9 protein-coding genes and 1 pseudogene are annotated in these 17045 nt (G+C 67.3%); 5 read left to right on the top strand and 5 right to left on the bottom strand.

Annotated features, from left to right (window positions below; all coding sequences use genetic code 11):
• The first annotated feature begins 24 nt into the window (after positions 1-24).
• Positions 25-5367, top strand: a complete 5343-nt coding sequence (locus tag ACJ73U_RS12220; RefSeq protein ID WP_407777691.1) for a LamG-like jellyroll fold domain-containing protein — start codon at positions 25-27, stop codon at positions 5365-5367.
• A 705-nt stretch (positions 5368-6072) separates the two neighbouring features.
• Here ACJ73U_RS12220 and ACJ73U_RS12215 read toward each other — a convergent pair.
• Positions 6073-6458 (bottom strand): annotated as a pseudogene (locus ACJ73U_RS12215) (IS701 family transposase); the annotation flags it as partial.
• Positions 6459-6717: 259 nt separating this feature from the next.
• Complete coding sequence (locus ACJ73U_RS12210; RefSeq protein WP_407777690.1) at positions 6718-7080, bottom strand: transposase; 363 nt, start codon at positions 7078-7080, stop codon at positions 6718-6720.
• A gap of 419 nt (positions 7081-7499) precedes the next feature.
• Here ACJ73U_RS12210 and ACJ73U_RS12205 point away from each other — a divergent pair, with 419 nt between their 5' ends.
• From ACJ73U_RS12205 to ACJ73U_RS12195, 3 genes are all read left to right on the top strand, one after another.
• Complete coding sequence (locus tag ACJ73U_RS12205) at positions 7500-8936, top strand: Dyp-type peroxidase (protein ID WP_407777689.1); 1437 nt, start codon at positions 7500-7502, stop codon at positions 8934-8936.
• A gap of 98 nt (positions 8937-9034) precedes the next feature.
• A complete protein-coding gene (locus ACJ73U_RS12200; protein WP_407777688.1) occupies positions 9035-11290 on the top strand; it encodes a galactose oxidase-like domain-containing protein in 2256 nt (751 codons plus the stop codon).
• Positions 11291-11350: 60 nt separating this feature from the next.
• A complete protein-coding gene (locus tag ACJ73U_RS12195; RefSeq protein ID WP_407777687.1) occupies positions 11351-12952 on the top strand; it encodes a Dyp-type peroxidase in 1602 nt (533 codons plus the stop codon).
• Positions 12953-13014: 62 nt separating this feature from the next.
• Here the strand turns inward: ACJ73U_RS12195 and ACJ73U_RS12190 are convergent, their stop codons facing one another.
• A complete protein-coding gene (locus ACJ73U_RS12190; RefSeq protein ID WP_407777686.1) occupies positions 13015-13359 on the bottom strand; it encodes a peptidase inhibitor family I36 protein in 345 nt (114 codons plus the stop codon).
• Positions 13360-13832: 473 nt separating this feature from the next.
• On the opposite strand from ACJ73U_RS12190, the gene ACJ73U_RS12185 reads away from it, so the two are divergent.
• Complete coding sequence (locus ACJ73U_RS12185) at positions 13833-13982, top strand: hypothetical protein (RefSeq protein WP_407777685.1); 150 nt, start codon at positions 13833-13835, stop codon at positions 13980-13982.
• A gap of 411 nt (positions 13983-14393) precedes the next feature.
• Here ACJ73U_RS12185 and ACJ73U_RS12180 read toward each other — a convergent pair whose 3' ends face one another.
• The gene (locus tag ACJ73U_RS12180) at positions 14394-16286 is read right to left on the bottom strand and encodes a hypothetical protein (protein WP_407777684.1); all 1893 of its coding nucleotides are present in this window, start codon (positions 16284-16286) and stop codon (positions 14394-14396) included.
• A partial coding sequence (locus ACJ73U_RS12175; protein ID WP_407777683.1) for a helicase-related protein occupies positions 16283-17045 on the bottom strand: 763 nt, incomplete at its 5' end. The genes ACJ73U_RS12180 and ACJ73U_RS12175, both read right to left, overlap by 4 nt.

The raw sequence follows: 17045 nt of genomic DNA, 5'->3' as shown, positions 1-17045 counted from the left end.
CCGAAGACGCCCGAGGTCGAGGCGGTGCGGCAGGCTCGGGAGACCGGACATCCCGTCGCGGTCCCCGACCGGACCACCGAGACCAGCCAGGTGCTCGCCAACCCGGACGGCAACCTCGTCCTGCGGACCTACCGGCGTCCCGTGCGGGTCAAGCGGGACGGCGCCTGGCGGGACATCGACACCAGGCTCACCCGCACGCCCGACGGCAGTCTCAAGCCGGCCGCGACCACCGTGGACGTGGCGTTCTCCGGCGGTGGCACGGCACCGATGGTGACCCTGCGGCAGAGCGGCCGGACACTCACCCTGTCCTGGCCGCGACCGCTGCCCGCGCCCACCGTCGACGGCGACACCGCGAACTACCCGGGCGTACTTCCCGGCGTTGACCTGCGACTCACCGCCAAGTCCGACAGCTACAGCCAGGTCCTCGTCGTCCACGACGCCGCGGCCGCCGCCCAGCCGGAACTCGATCGCATCGGATTGACCGCCGCGGGCACGGGCGTGGAACTGGCGGCCCGCGCCGACGGTGGGTTGACGGCCACCGCCCCGGACGGCACGGAGGTCTTCGCCGCACCCGCGGCGGTGATGTGGGACTCCGCCAGGGGAAACCCGCAGGCACCGCCACCGACGGCCGACGACCGGAGCACCGGGCGCGTCAGCCGCGTCGGTGTCGAACTGGCCGCTGGCCGTTCGGACGCGGCCACCTCCACGACGGAACTCACCCTCGTCCCGGACACCGGGGCACTGCGCGGACCGAATGTCACCTACCCGCTCTACATCGACCCGGGATTCGGCGTGTGGAAGCAGCACTGGACCGAGGTCACCAGCAACGGCTGGCACTATTTCGACGATTCGGACCAGTTCGCGCAGGTCGGCGACTGCGATTGGCCGGAATGCGGTACTAAATTCGTGGCCCGTTCCTATTTCCAGTTCGACATCAGCGCGGTGTGGCCGCGCAACGGCCGGTATCCCGCGATCTGGCGCGCACAGTTCTTCATCACCCAGCTCTGGAGCGCGGACCACGGGAATTGCGGGGCGGGACAGGGGCAGCCGACCGAAATCCGCGAAGCCGGCGCCATCGACGCCGGCACCCGCTGGCCGGGACCGCTCGGCGGCCTGCTCAACACCCAGTACTCCAACGCCGGGAACACCTGCCCGAACGCCGGGCTGGTGTTCGACGTGTGGACCGCGGTGCGACACGCCTCGGACGGCTCCTGGGGGAACCTCGTGCTCGGGCTGAACGCACCGAACGAGAACGCACCCCTGCAGTGGAAGAAGTTCGACAACAACCCGAAGCTCGAGGTGGAGTACAGCTTCCCGCCCAACCCGGCGACGGCCGTGGGGGTGTCAAACGAGGTCAAGTGCGACGGCGTGACCGTGACACCGGACGCCCAGCCCACCCTCCGTGCCAACGCGACCGACAACAACAACCCGGCACTCGCACTCGCCCTCGCGCACGAGATCTGGGACTACGCGGAGACGACGAAGAAGACCAACACCGCCGACCCCTCGTCCGACGTGATCAGCAACGGCGCCACCGGGCAGTGGCGCAGCCCCGTCAGCCTCGGCGACGGTCTCTACAAGTTCCGCACCGGCGTCTACAACCTCTGGCCGACCGGGCCAAATCAGTTCCCCACCTATCCCAACCCGGGCAACCGGAACCTGTGGAGCGGGCCCTGGTCCAACTGGTACCCGTTCTGGGTCGACACGATCTCACCCGCCAGCGCGCCCGCGATCACCAGCACCGACTACCCGTCCGAGTACTGGGGCGCGCCCAGCGGCGCGCCGGGCGCCATCCAGGTGAGCACGACCGTCTCCGACGTGGTCGGCTACACCTACACATTCGCCGGCTCCGGCACCGAGGTCGTGCCGAACACCGCCGACTGCAACTACCACCGCAGCAGCACCACGGGCGGCTGGATCCCGCACGCCGCAACGGGTACGGACTGGATCCCCGTACCCGGCGGTCTGTCACCGGGCCGGCACACCATGCACATCAGGAGCTTCGACAGGGCGCACAACCTGTCCCCGGAGTCCTCGTACGCGTTCTACGTGGCGCCCAACACCGGCCTCGGCATGCAGAGGCTCGAGGCCGAGGCACTGCCGGCCTCGGTACCGGCGGGGCAAAACGTCGTGCCGCGGCCCATCGGCAACTGCTGTGACGTCTCGTGGTCGGGTGGTGCCGAGTTGGGGTTCCCGGGGAACGCGGTCGGGCAGTCGTTCACCCTCGCCTTTCAGACCGCGGGCGACAGTTACTACCGGATGGGCGTCGGGTTGACCAAGAACCCGGGACAGGGGCAGCTCGAGTTCCGCATCGACGGGCAGCTCATCGGGAACCCGTCGCCGGGACAACCGCCTGGTCGGTTCGACGCCTACAACCCACGCACGATCAGTTCCTACCACCCGCTCGGTAACCGGCAGCTGGCCGCCGGTCGCCACACGTTCACCGTGACCGTGGTCGGGACCAACCCAGCCAGCACCGACACCCGGTACAGCGCGAGCATCGACTTCCTCGACCTCATCCGGACCTCCCAGTACGAGGCGGAAGATCCCAGCGTCGTCACCAAGAGCCAGCCGGCCGGGCAGAACGTGCCGCTCGCGCCGCAGACCAACAGCGATCCGACAGTCATCTGGTCGAACGGCGCCCAACTGCGTTTCGCGGCGGATCGCGTGAACACCTCGTTCGGCCTGGACTTCTCGGTGCCCATCGACGCCGACTACGCCCTCGGCGCCAACCTGACCAAGACCAGCGGCAGCGGGCGCCTCACGTTCGCACTCGACGGCCATGCCCTGCTCAACGGCGACACCTGGGACGGTTATCAGGCGAGTGGGACCGGCACCGAGTACCTAACCCTGGGTGGCGGCCACCTCAGCGCCGGCAAGCACACGCTCACGATCAAGGTCACCGGCACCAACGCGAGTTCGGTCTCCCCGCGGTACGCCGCCGGGATCGATCTCCTCAACGCGGTCCCGATCAACAACGTGACGGCGACCGACTTCACCACGGCGATGAACAACGACGGCATCGGCTCGGACAACACCACCGCCGCCGACCTCGACTCCCACGGCGCCTCCCTGTCGGCGCAGGCGCTGGCCGCGGCCGGCTACGCGCCAGGTGCCACCGCCACCATCAACGGCGCCACCTTCACCATGCCTGCCCCACGCTCGAACGGCATGGACAACGTGATCGCCATCGGCCAGACGATCCCCTTCCCGAACGCGCAGCGGGTCAAGGCGACCGCGGTCGGCCTGCTCGTCGCGACCGTCAGCACCACCTGTGGCGGCGCCCCGACCTGGGGCATCGCGACCATCAACTACACCGACAACACCACGCAGGACTCTTCACTCCTCTTCGGACCGGACTGGTCGGACACGACGGAGCCCACTCCCGACGTGGACGTGGTACTCCCCTACCGCAACGAGGGCACCACACCCAACCGCGCCATCGCTACGAGACTCCAGGCCGTGTTCGCCCCGGCCGACCCGACCAAGACGGTCGCGTCGATCACGCTCCCCAACTTCGGCTCGGACCTGCTGCCCGGCGGCTGCGCGGATGCACAGCACGTGTTCGCCATCGCGCCGCGCCCGGCAACCCCGGGATGGGTCGGCGCCTGGACCGCGCCGGTCGACGCCGCCGTACCACCGGCCAGCGGCACGGGTGCCAACCAGACCCTGCGTTCGGTCGTTCACCCGACCGTGACCGGCGACTCGATCCGCGTCAGGCTGGGCAACCACGGCTCCGGTACGCCGGTCACCTTCGGCGCGGTCACCCTGGCCGCACAGGCCGGCACCGACGCCGCGACGCTCGGCACCCCGACAGCGCTCACGTTCGGCGGCAACGCCGCGGTCACCATCGCGGCCGGGGCCGAGGTGCTGAGCGACCCCGTGCCGTTCCCGACGACCCAGGGCGGCAGCGGCAATCTCACGGTGAGCATGAACGTGACCTCCGCGACGCCGGTCACCCCGGTGCACTCCTACCCGACCAGCCCCGCGTTCCTGGCTGCCGGGAACGCCACGACCAACGCCACCGGGACCCCGTTCACCACCCGTCTGACCGGGATCCGCTTCCTGACCGACGTCATGGTGTCCACGGCGGACACCGCGCAGGGCACCGTGGCCGTCTTCGGCGATCAGCTCAGCGCGATCGCCCCACCGGGGACCACATACCAGCCCACCTGGGTTGACGCGCTGCCGGGCAAGCTCGCGGATGCCGGGGTACCGCTGTCCGGCGGGCTGGTCAACGCCAGCAGAGCAGGACTGCGACCCTCGGGGCACTGGCGCCTCGACGACGGGACCGGGACCACCGCCCGCGACAGCTCCGGCTCGACCAACACGACGTTGACCAGTGGGGCGACCTGGAGCACCGAACGCGGCGGGGCAGTCGCTCTCAACGGCAGCACCGGCTGCCTGACCACGGCCGGCCCGGTACTGGACACCACGGCGAGCTTCACCGTATCCGCCTGGGTGAAACTCAACGCCACCAGCACCGGACCGCAAACCGTCGTCAGCCAGGACGGCGCCACCAACAACGCCTTCGCCCTGCAGTACACCGGTACCGCGGACAACAAGTGGTCGTTCACCCTGCCAACGACATCCGTGAACGGCGCACCGCCCGTCCGGGTGCTCTCCGAAGCCCCGGCACGAACGGGGGCGTGGACACACCTCCTCGGCATCTACGACGCGCCGAACAAACTCGCCCACCTCTTCGTCGACGGCCGGTGGCAGGACATGGAGACCCACTCCACTCCCTGGCCGAGCAGCGGTCCGCTGGCCATCGGCCGTGGTAAGAGCGGCGGCGCTGCCAGCGCGTTCCTGAACGGCTCGGTGTCCGACATCCGCGCATACCAGACCGCCATCGGCGAGTACGACGTCAGCGTCCTGTACAACGGCAGCCCGGTTCCCGGCGACCAACCCGGCGGCGGCGCGGTCGCCACCGGCTGGGCGAACGAGTCCCTCGACCGCACCGTGCTGAACCAGCCGGCGCTGCGCACCGTGATCGTCAGCCTCGGCGCCAACGAGGTGATCGGCGACTACCTGGCCAACCCGTTGATCGACATCAGGGCGAACCGGCGCACCGACGGCACGCTGGTCCACGTCATCGTCACGACCATCCCGCCACTCGGACTCGCCGACACCGACCCCCGAGAGCAGGAACGGAAGCTCTTCAACACCGACCTGATCGCCAACTACACCGACTACGGCGCCGACGAGGTGATCGATATCGCCGCCGCCGTCCGCGACCCCGCACACCCCAACCAGATCGACCCCGCCTACCTGACCGGCGGCGTACCCAACGCCGCCTACCACGAAGCCATCGCCGTGGCGATCGCCGCCGCGGCGAGCAGCTTCCCACCAGAGATCCGCCTGTAACCGGCCACACAACGTGAACGAGGACCGCCGAACAGCGTGCTACACCCAGACGTACCGCTCGACCCGATCACTTCACGCGGAGATTGTGCGGAGATCGCGGCTCGTCAAACGCGCTTGATCGACACATAACTCGGTCATCGCAAACACCTGCTCACCGCGCCTGGACGGACCGACAGATCCCGGCATTCGCGTGCCCGAGACGCGCCCGAGAGGACTGGCACCACCCGACACCAGGCGATACAGCCCGAACTGGGCCAGCGGACATGACGTGCCGAAACGACATCTCGCGATATCATTCGACATTACCTGAAACGTGCCTGGGCCCACTCTTAACCAGCGGGTTCGGGGTTCGAGTCCCTGGCGGCGTACCACCAGACCGCAGGACAGTCTCGCCACTGACCTGCGGTTTGTGTTTGCCGGACACTCGTTGGTGATCGTTCTGGTCGTCCACCTGGTCTGTCGGGTGCTCCCTGGGTCCTCCTCGACGGCGAGCGGACAGTCAAGGAAGATCAACAAACCGGGTGCGGGCTCGGCTTGGGCGACGTTCATGTCGGCCCCGGTAGTGGTCAGGCTAATGGCTGAGTTTGGCTTGCTGTTGTCGTCGGCGGCGCCAGGGTGGCCAGGCCCAGACGTGTTCGGCGGTGTCGCGGATGCGCAGGACCAGCTTGTTCAGCAAGCTTCGGATCTTAGGTAACGTTAAGTCGATCATGCTTGGCTCGCTTGCGCCGGTTCCCCTTTTGCGGCAACGGCTCGGGTGATGGTGAGCCAGATGTGGCGAGCATCGCGAGGGTGATGTGGGCATACCAATGCCGCCAGATCCGAACCTGGTAGTGATCGAGATCGCTTCGTTCTTGGCTTGTTGGAAGCATTCCTCGATCCGCCAGCGTGATTCGGCGATCCAGACCAGGTGGTGCAAGCGGGAGCGGCGGGGCGTAGCAGAGGTAGTAGGCGATCTTGGCGGGGTCGCTGATTCTGCATCGGGCCAGCAGCCGTTGTCCGCGCCCCGGCCGCCAGTCGGTGCGGATCGGTACCCGTGCACAGTCGTAGTCGCGGGGGCCATACGCACCCGCGCCGGCCGACAGCCGCCGCCATGCGTGGCGGGCAACTCGGGGCTCAGCTCGTTGACGGCTGGGACTGCCGGCGGCAGAGGCCCTTGCGGAGTGCGTGCCCGGCCGCAATGAGCTGTTCTACGACCGCGCGCAACTGGGCGACAGCGACGGCGGTGTGCTCGTCCTCGGGACCCAGCCGCTGGGCGTCCAGGATCGCTGTCCACGAGGAACGACCCGGCTCCAACGCCGAGACGAGTAAGGCCAGCCGGGGATCATCCGGGGCTTGGCCCTTGCCGCGCGCCTAGGTGTGGCGGAATAGCCGCTCCGGGCTGGTGTTTGCGTCGGGCCGCAGCCAGTTGCTGACATCGATCTCCAGCACGATGCGATCGTCGTCGCCACGCGGAATCCGCTGGCGGGCAAAAACATTGCGGAACCGATCGATGTCGATCCGGCTCTCGTTCAGACTGTCATACAAAGCGTCGTGCCCACGCCGATGCTCCACAGCGAGCGAAAGCCCAACCAGCGACGTGACCGGCCCGTCGATACACAACACCGCGTCGCCCAACTCAAACAACGCGTCCGCCCGCGCGGCCACACACTGGTAGAACTCCTGACGGAACCGGGACAGGTCCCCGAGTACACCAGTCGCGCCGGCGTCGTGCACACTAATCAACTGAAGCCCTTGGTCGATCTTCCTACTGTCGCAAGAAGGAATGATCAGCCAAGGGCTTCACCCATGATCAACCGGGTCCACGTCTGGGCACCAAACTGGTCAAACAAACAAGATCAGGCCTCGCTGGTCTGTCCTGAGGGGCGCCTACCGCGATGGTTGCGTGTGCGGTTGCATGTGCACCGTTCTCACCCAGCGCTGCGGTAGATGCGTCCGCGTCTACTTCTGGGAACCGCGAAAGGTGGAACTCGCCGATGTCGATAATACGGTAGGTGACGGGCGCACCTCTTTATAGTGAAACTGCTTAGCGTGCGGCAATTCGTGGTGTCGTGGCGGTAGCTTGAAGGACTGTGGGAACCATAAAGCCGTCCGCTGCAACAATCTTGAGTGAGTCCTGTCTGGATCCGGACAGGATGTCATCGGAACTGATGTCGGCGTTCGAGTGCCTTCAGGGGAACATCCTCAAAAGCCACGGTCGCGACCACTGCACCTTTGTGTTTCTTCGATTCGACAAGGGCACGGACAACGCGCACAAGTGCCTGGCAGCGATCACAGCTCGGGTTGGGTCGGCGAAGGTGCAGTGGGAGGAGTCGCGGGAGCGGGCCACGCGGATGGCCGAGGCCGAAGCTGGTTCCGAGACCGAGCGGGCCCGGGAAATCGCACGGGTGCGGGCAGCCGGCACCGAATTCGTGACGTTGTTGGTGTCCGCGAGCGGCTACCGTGCGTTGGGTGTGGCGGAGGCCGACCAACCCGACGACAGCGCCTTCAGGCGTGGTGCCAGGTACCCGGATACCGTGAAATGCCTACGGGACCCGAACCCGGCGACCTGGCAGGAGGAGTACCGGAGCGGCCTGGACCTGGATGCGCTGCTTCTGGTGGCGCACGACGACGCGGACGAGCTCGCCACGTCAGTGGCCGACATCGAGGCAGATCTGACGCCTTACTGCACGGTGGCACACCGCGAACAGGGCACGGCCATGCGACTGGACAAAGAGGGCCGGTGGGATCCCAACGGGGAGGTCCGCGAGCACTTCGGTTTTCGAGACGGGATCAGCCAACCCCTGTTCTTCGCCAAGGACGTCACCGGAGCTCGTCGCTGGCCGAAAGGGCAGAGCAGTTTCGACCCGAGCGCGCAACTCCGCTTGGTGCTGGCCAAGGACCCGCACGGTGACCCCTACGGCTATGGCAGTTACTTCGTGTTCCGCAAGCTGCGTCAAGACGTGGCGGCGTTCCGGGCCGACCGCACCCGGCTGGCGAGTGAACTGGCACGACGTGGGGGCGGTGCCGCCCGTGACTTCGAGCAACTCGCCGGTGCCTACCTGGTCGGTCGGTTCCCCGACGGCACCCCCGTGACTTGTCAGAAGGAGCCTGGGCTCGGGGCGGTGGAAGCGTTCGACTACGACGGCGACGACGGCGTGCGCTGCCCCCACGCGGCGCATATCCGCAAGACCAATCCTCGCGGCGACGCGGAGGATCGGGAGAACCGGGTCGTCCGCCGTGGTTACAGCTATGGCAAGGTCACGCTTGACCCTGGCCCCGATGAGGACGTAGGGCTGCTCTTCCTCTGCGCGCAGAGCAACATCGGCAACGGGTTCCACACCCAGACGATCATATGGGCCAACGATCCCGGCTTTCCGGTGACCGATACCGGGCCTGATTCCATGATCGGCCCACGGCGTTTCGATGGCCCGCACGCCCCAACCCAAAAGTGGCCCAGTCGGTACGGTTGTGACGAGAACCAGTTGTTCAGCTGCCCGCGCCTCGGTCCCTGGGTGACCCTGCGAGGTGCCGAGTACTTCTTCGCCCCTAGCCTCGCCGGGTTGCGCTCTCTGGCCGCGAACCGCCGGTGACTCCTTGACCCCCGGCACGCCGCCGTGGGGAACACCCCGTCGTGACCAGTTCAGGAGGTTCCATGCCCAGACCCGTCAACACCGCCCCGGACGCTCCCTTGCTGCGGCGCCGTGCCCTGCTCGCCAGCGGCCTCGCCGTGGGCGGGGCGGCCATCGTCGCCGCCGCACCGTCTCCGGCCCGCGCCGAGCCCACGACGACTACCGTCGGCCAACCGGACCCATTGGCCATCGACGTGTCCAGCGAGGACTTCCTGCGTGGGCCTCGGAAGCGGATGTCCCTGCGTATCGATGACTCCGACCCGGACAAGCGAGACGCCCCGGCAGGTCAGTTGCTGCTCAGCACGACCGGAAAAGCCACTGCGGTGACCTTGCAGGTGACCCACAACCGGGTCGACTTCAGCACCAGCCGTGACGGGGCCCGATCACCAGCCCTCACAGTGAACCTGTCGACCACACCGACCACACTTTGGGTATTCCCCCGCGACGTGGGCGAGCCACAACAAGCAGCCGACCAGATCCACATCAGCCACCTCCCGGACCCTGCCAAGACCGTGACCGTCGACGTGTGGATCGAGCCGATTGGCGGTCAGTGGCGTCCCCTGACCGGAGCCGATGGCAAGGCGCTCGACCTCGGGGTGGTGGCCGTGCACGCCGCGCTGGTACGCAAGAAGGACAACAAGGGCGCGGAGGTGCTGATGTACTCCCCGCCCCGCGAACGTGACAGGTCCGGGAAGCCGCTGCAGAACCCCGACTGGCGGGCGGATGACCCCGAACGCGCCGAGCGCTGGCAGTGGGATGCCCACGACGTCGTCCACTTCGAGGCACGCGTACTTGACCTGACCGACCTCGAGGTCCGCGACACGGCGAACACCCCGGAAAGGAACCTGTTTTGCAGCGGGCTGGCGCACCAGTACGACGGGTCGGTGCTCGTCGTCGGTGGTCACATCTTTGGGGACCACAACGGGAACGGGCGCCTGCTGCACACCTACGGCGAGGGTACTTGGACGAAACTTTCCCTGGAACTCAAGGGAAGGGGGCGGTGGTACCCGAGCGTAACGGGAATGCCTGACGGACGCATGCTCATCACGACCGGTTCATGGGACTGCTTCTGGCATGAGACCGATTTCTGGCAGAAGATCAACGAGACCTACCTGCTCTACGACCCTTCCCCGACCCTGCCCCCCACCACCCCGCGGCTCACCAAAGAGAACAAACTACTCGGGGCCAGAAAGTCCGACATCCGCGACCAGAACAACAACCCCATGGTGCCGGAGGGAGTGGTAGACCCTACCGACGATCGCGTCAAGGCCGGCAAACTCGCCACCTATCCCGGTGTGTTCCCGCTGCCCAACGGCGCGAACGGCACCATGGTGGTCATGGTCGAATGCACCCGGGGGTGGATTTTCGACCTCCGCGCCGACAGGAGCGCGCCGCTGCCATCGCAGACCCGCTTCTACAGCATGAGCAGCGAGGGCTCCCGAAGTTACCCGTGGTACGGGTCGCCCGTCCTGCTGCCCATCACCGTTGGCGCCACTAGCTTCTCCGTCCTGGTCCCGGGTGGCCAAGCCGAGAACGACAAGTGCAGAATGCGCTGCACAGCCACTGACAGCGCGACGACCGCCGAGATCTTCACCGTCACGCCCACATCCGGGGGTGCACAGGCCACGTGGAAGACGGTGCCGATGCTGCGTCCCCGTTACCTGTGCGACGCCACCCTGCTCGCCGACGGCACCGTGCTCGTCAGCGGTGGAGCACAGAAGGGGTTTTCCGATCAGAACCTCCAGTTCGTCTACGACGCCGAGCTGTATGATCCGGTGGCCGGTGTGTTCCGCCCGGCCGCGAAGGCCCACACCACCCGTCGATACCACTCGGTTGCGCTGCTGCTACCCGACGGATCGGTGCTCAAGACCGGCAGCACCGGCGGGTTCGCCGAGGAAAAACCGGACCTCGACCCGACTTTCCACCCGAAGCTGTGGTTCCGGACCCGCACCGACGCCGAGCGGTTCCTGCCCGGCTACCTGTGGCGCGGCCCGCGTCCGACCATCGAGCCGTTGTCAGACCGACAGATCCGCTACCTGTCGCCCAAGGAGGAATTCCAGCTGCGGGTGATGGGCGAGGACCTCGACAACGCCAGGGTCGCGCTGATCCGTTTGGGCGCGGTCACCCACGGCTACGACACCGACCAGCGGTTCGTGTGGCTGGAAGCCAAGGGCTACTACGACAGCGGCGACACCTGGACAGTGCACGTCACCATGGCACCGGACCTCTCCACCACACCACCCGGTGACTACCAGCTGGTCGTGCTCGACAACCTCGGCGTGCCCTCACCGGGCGAGATCGTCCGCGTGAAGTGAACCCATGAGGCGCGCTGGTCCCCACTGGCCCACAAATCACACCGCACGACGAGGACGACGATGCCTCCCACTACGACGAAAACCAAACCCACGCGCACGACCGACACGCTGCTCGAACGCACGGCGATTGATCCCGCCACCGCGGACGAGGAGCTGAAGAAACTCCTGCGCACCACGCAGGGCAACATCCTCAAGAGCAACGGTCGCGACTACCAGTGCCTCCTGTTCATCCGGTTCAACGACAAAGCAGGCCCCAAGGCCAGGGCCTGGCTGTGCCGGATCGGCGGCAAGGTCACCTCGGCGTGGCAGCAGTGGGAGGACGCTCGCCGCCGCGCCAAGGAGTTCGCCGAGGCCGAAAAGTTGTCCGATCCGCAGAAGATCGATCAGGAACTCGCGAAAATCCGCGGTAAGAGCAACGTATTCATCACCGCGTTCCTGTCCGCCGAAGGCTACAGGCACCTCGGCCTCACCAATGCGATGCCGAACGACGATGCCTTCTGCTGCGGTGCACAAGCCCGGATCGGCGAGTTGCACGACCCACTCGTCGAGAACTGGCAGCACGAGTACCACGAGCCGCCCCATGCTCTCGTGATCGTTGCCAACGACAGTAAGTCCTCCGTGGACAAGGAAGTGGGCGAGATCCGCGGGTCCCTCAGCGGGATCGGAACCGTCACACATACCGAGATCGGTCGGGCAATGCGACTCAACCGGGATGGCACCCGATCACTCGACGGGCCGCCCCGCGAGCACTTCGGCTCTCTCGACGGCATCAGCGATCCGTTGTTCTTTGCCAAGGACATCCGAGAGCATGTCGGCGACTTCGGCGGCGCACCCGGCGCGGTGAAGCACGACCCCAGCGCACCGCTCGGTCTGGCGTTGATCGCCGACCCCGGCGCCGCTGGCTGCTACGGCTCTTACATCGTCTTTCGGAAACTGCGGCAGGACGTCGCCAAGTTCAAACAGGACCGGGACAAACTCGCCCGCGCCCTAGCCAAGTGGGCGGTCAACAGCGACGGCATCAGCGAGATCCCCGCCTACTACCGAGACCTCGCCGACGCCTACATCATGGGCCGCTTCCCGGACGGCACACCGCTCGTACTGCATGGGTTCGCCACCACCCGCAGTCTCGAGAACAACTTCGACTACGACAACGACCCGGACGGGCTCCGCTGCCCGTTCCCCGCTCACATCCGCAAGACCAATCCCCGCGGCGAGACTAAGATTTTCGCCAAGACCACTGACGAGAAGAAGGAGCAGATCGAGAAAGAACGAGGCGAGCGCATCATCCGCCGCGGCGTCAGCTACGGCGAACCCACCCTGAACCCTCGGGAGAGCGATGACGTCGGCCTGCTGTTCATCTGCGCGCAGGCCAGCATCACCGACCAGTTCGAGTTCATGCAGAAAACCTGGGCCAACAACAACAACTTTCGGAAGAAGGCCGCGGGTCTGGACCCCGTGATCGGTCAACTCGCCCGCAAACCCGACGGCCAACTCGACCGGGATAATCCCGCATTGCCTCAGCCCTGGCCCGCTGCCTACGGCTCGCAGGAAACCCTGCCGAACATCCGGATCGGCGACTGGGTGACTCTTCGTGGCGCGGAGAACTTCTTCGCCCCCAGCCTCACCTTCCTGACCTCACTCGACACCTGGCCTCGCGAATGACCGCGCCTCCGGTCCGCCCGAGCCACTACTGGTGGATCGGGGCGGACCGGAGGCACCCCGCGTCAGAGCCGGCGGAAACTATGCGACGCGAAGTCGAGATTCACCATTTCTCCAGCATCGACGTCCCGCCACCCCTGACCGCCACGGCACATCCGATCGGTGAACACCCGCACCCGCCCCGACAGATGGTTCCGCACCGATGCCGCGGGCGGGATGTCGAAGCAGCGCCCCGCCGGTGGATTGAACAACCAATGTGATTTTCCCTCCCCGTCGGGCGATGTATAGAAACACACCTCGTTGTGCCCACACGGCCGGTCAGGCTCTGCTGCCGCCGTAGTCGGGGCAAGCACACTGCCGAAAACAACCGTGACGGCCAGAGCGGGGACAAGACCACGCACAAAGGACATCCTGGTTCACCTCTCAAAGAACTAACTGTGGCAAGGTCTTGCGAATGCCCCGACAGAACCAATATCAACCGCCCACTCGAAAACATTCACACTAACGTGCCTCCACATCACCATGACACCTCCGGAACGTGACGACAGGGTCGCCACGCGTGTGGAGCGCTGCCTCCGAAAGAACGTGCTCCCCGAGACGTGGGGGATCGTCGCGTTCGCCACGAACAGTTCGCGCTGGATCCGCATCGACTCGGAGATCCTCGGGCAGACCGTGCTGCGCCACCCGCAAGACCTGCGCCCAGGAGAATTCCTCACCGGCGGCGAGGCGTGGAGTGCCTACCGACGTGGCGAGGTCGACGCAGCCCAGTTCGGCGTCCACGGAACCCAGGACTGGGGTCCGGCCGAAATCCGAGGCAACGTTGTGAAGGATCTCGCCGCGTTGAACAAAGGTCGAAACCCTTCCGTGGGACGAGTGGGGGCGCATGACCGATGCCTACGCAGAGGAGACCGGCGCGGGCTATGACGCCTTGCTCGACGACCTCGCCGATGTGTGGGCCGGCGACAATACCGCAGCCGTGAGCGCGCTCTACGATCACGAGGATCTGCGCGTGCCGGAGAGCCTAATCCGCTGACGATGTTGTTTTGGGCCACGGAACCGGTGTGGATCATGACTGCCCCGGACTGATACGGGAATGGCGCCGCATTTCCATGGCTGGTCCTGCCCGAATAGATATGTGCCGTCGTCCCGAGGAGAAAGCAGAAGCCGGCAAGGTCGGGTGCGCAGCGTTTCGGCGCCGTAGCCGGCGCTGCCGACGAAGTTGAGCAACGACGGTTCCAGCCGGCACCGGTCGTGGCGCAGCCAGTCGGCGACGAACGCGAGCAGTTCCGCGAGCTCGGCGGTGTCGCCCGTCGAGGTGAAGTGTGTGCTGTCCGGTTAGGTGTTCACCTGGGTGGCCGTCGGCGGCTGATCGTGACGATGCTTCCCTGTCGGGCGAGTTGGGCGCGCGGGTTCGGCGTCACGCGGATGGGATCCGCGGTCCTCGCTACCAGTTGGTGGTGTCGCTGAGCTGCAGGCGTTTCTGCAGGATCGGGGTCGCCTTGCGGATGGCGGTCTGGTCGGCGCGGAACGCCTCGGCGACCTCCGGGTAGGTGACCTGCGCGGCACGGGACCAGTAGCGGACGGCCCGGTCGACGGCGGCGGCGAGTACGGGCGGTGAGAACTGGGCGAGCAAGTCGTCGGGGTCGGGTAGGCGCCACCAGGCGGCCAGGGCGCGGGCGGTGAAGGTCAGGCCGTGGCGCTGGGTGGTGTTGGTGAGCAGCAGTGCGGCGACCTGGTCGAGATTCCCGTGCGGTGGTGGTGCCTGGGTGACCGATCCGCTTCGGAACCTGGCGACCGCGCCCAGGTGCCAGGGCATCGAGTAGGGCAGGATCTCCTCGAGCAGCCGGTCCCGTGACCACAGCAGCAGGTACTGGTACTGGCCGTGACCGGTCTGCAGGACGCCGGCGGTGCCGCCGCGCTGCCCGGCCACGGGCTCGTCATAGTTGTGGCAGGTGAAGCTCACCGGGGTCTCGCCGGCGGGCACCCCGATCCCGAACGCCGGGCCTGCCGGGCCGTACACACGGGTCAGCGCGGCAAGTGGTGAGTCAGGCGCGATGAGGCGCGCGAGTTTGCGGCGCTCACCGCTGGCCACCGACTGCCAGAAGTCCGCGACCTTCCGCTCCTCGGCCTTCCGCGGCAGGACGGGGCCGGCGGGTGCCGGCTTCTTGGCCGGTGGTGGCGCGGCCGGTGCGGGCTTCTTCGGTGCCGGCGGTGTTGGCCGGGGCTTCGGTTGCTCGGGGTGCGTGCGGCGGTCGTCCTTCGGTGACTTCGTCGCGGTGGGGGGTGCGGGTGCGTCGGGCTTCGATGGGACGCAGGTGGTGCAGCGCAGGCCGGTCTTGGTGGCCACCAGCGGTGCGTGTGCGGCGCAGGCGGGGCAGCGGGTGGGAGCGAGTGTGCCGGTCAGCGGCAGATAGTCGAAGGTCATCGGCCAGCGGCGGTCGCCGCGGCGGACGTCGGTGTCCAGCCGCCACACGGGTACGTCGAGCAGGTGGAGGCGGTAGGGGCGCAGCTCGTGCTGGTGCCGGTACTTCTCGGTGATCTCGGCCATTCGCCGGTCGCGTTCGGCGGTCGTCGCCTCGGTTCGGGCGTCCAGAAGCGCGGTGCGTCGTGGGTCGGCGTCGGCGCGGCGCTTGTCGATGGTGGCCAGTGCCGCGGCGTAGTACTCGCGGGCTCTGGTCAGCTCGGCGTCACGTTCGGCGTCCGTGCCGGCGGCCAGGATTCGGCCACGTGCCGCCGCGGTCGCGTCGAGCACCTGGTGAGCGGCGGCCAGTGCCGGGGTGATCATGTCGGTTGGCAGTGCTCTGCCGGGTGTGACGTCGGCTGTCATCGCTTGGCGCAACGTGGTGGCGGTCTCCTCCGGCCAGTCGATCCGGCTGGGGACGTCGACCAGGCATTCGGCGACCTCGGTGAACTGGTCCTCCGCCGACACCGTGTGCGTGACCAGGGCGGCGAGGCGCACGGTCGGGCGGTGGGTGCGGATCGGCGCGCCGGTGGCGTCGATCCGGCCGTGGTCGACGGCGACAAGGTCGCGGATCCTGGCCAGTAGGTCCTCGGTGGACAACGGCTGACCGCGACGGGGCAGGGTGAGCGCGCCGACGTCTCCGGTGCTGATGACCGACTCGGCGGCCCGGCTGATCTCCGGGTGACCGGCGCCGAAGAACAGCACGCCGTCCTCACGGGAGATGTCCGGGTCGTCGGTGATCAATGCCGACTCCGGCAGGTCGTGAGCGGCGGCGAGTCGTTCGGGCAGCACCGCGAGAACGGCGTCGCCGGACCGTTCCCACAGGCCGCCCTGGGAGTCCACATAGTCCAGCCAGAAGGCGAACGCCGGGTTCACGCGTCATCCTCCCCTACCAGGGCGTCAACGGTGCCCCGGTCGGCAAGGTAACCGGCGCGGGCGGCGGCGAGGTCGTCGCCCAACTCGTCCATGCGCCGGGCGAAGGCATCGCCGTCCTCGCTGGCGGTGAACGCGTCGAAGACGGCCTGCTCGAAGTCGAAGTCCTCGTCGATCCGGCCGAGAATCATGTCGAGTTCGCCGACGACCAGCTCGAACATGTTGATCTTGTTTTCGAGAACGTGCAGGATTCGTTCCTCGATGGTGCCCCGGCAGGCCAGGTTGGTCAGGAGCACGTCGTGGGTCTGGCCGATCCGGTGCAGCCGGCCGAGGCGCTGCTCGATCTGCATGGGGTTCCACGGCAGGTCGAGGTTGATCATCACGTGGCAGAACTGGAGGTTGCGGCCCTCGCCGGCGGACTCGGTGGACAGCAGCACCGGTTTGGAGTCCCGGAAGGAACCGATGGCGAGTTCCTTGTCCGCGCGCCGGAGACTGCCGTGGTAGATGGCCGCGTCGATCCCGGCGGCCCGCGTGGCCGCGGCCACGGCGTCCACGGTCTGCCGGAACGCGGTGAACACCAGCACCTTCTCGCCGCGCGCCGTGTGCTCACCCAACTTGGCCGTCAGTAGGCGGACCTTGGCCGGGCTGGTGATCGCCTCCGCCGCGGTGGCCAGGTCGGTCCAGCCGAGTTTGCGCAGCGTCGGCGCGGCGGCGCACGGGGTGGACCCGGCCAGCCGGGCCGCCGAACGCAACGCCATGCGT

Source organism: Actinophytocola sp. (genome assembly GCF_045807065.1).
Taxonomy (GTDB): domain Bacteria; phylum Actinomycetota; class Actinomycetes; order Mycobacteriales; family Pseudonocardiaceae; genus Actinophytocola.
Note: the sequence above shows the minus strand (reverse complement) of the source record. Positions and strands in the feature narration are given on the sequence as shown.

Coding starts and splice junctions, on each gene's coding strand:
- ACJ73U_RS12205 (WP_407777689.1), top strand. CDS start 7,500: ATGTCATCGGAACTGATGTCGGCGTTCGAGTGCCTTCAGGGGAACATC.
- ACJ73U_RS12195 (WP_407777687.1), top strand. CDS start 11,351: ATGCCTCCCACTACGACGAAAACCAAACCCACGCGCACGACCGACACG.
- ACJ73U_RS12190 (WP_407777686.1), bottom strand. CDS start 13,359: ATGTCCTTTGTGCGTGGTCTTGTCCCCGCTCTGGCCGTCACGGTTGTT.
- ACJ73U_RS12185 (WP_407777685.1), top strand. CDS start 13,833: ATGACCGATGCCTACGCAGAGGAGACCGGCGCGGGCTATGACGCCTTG.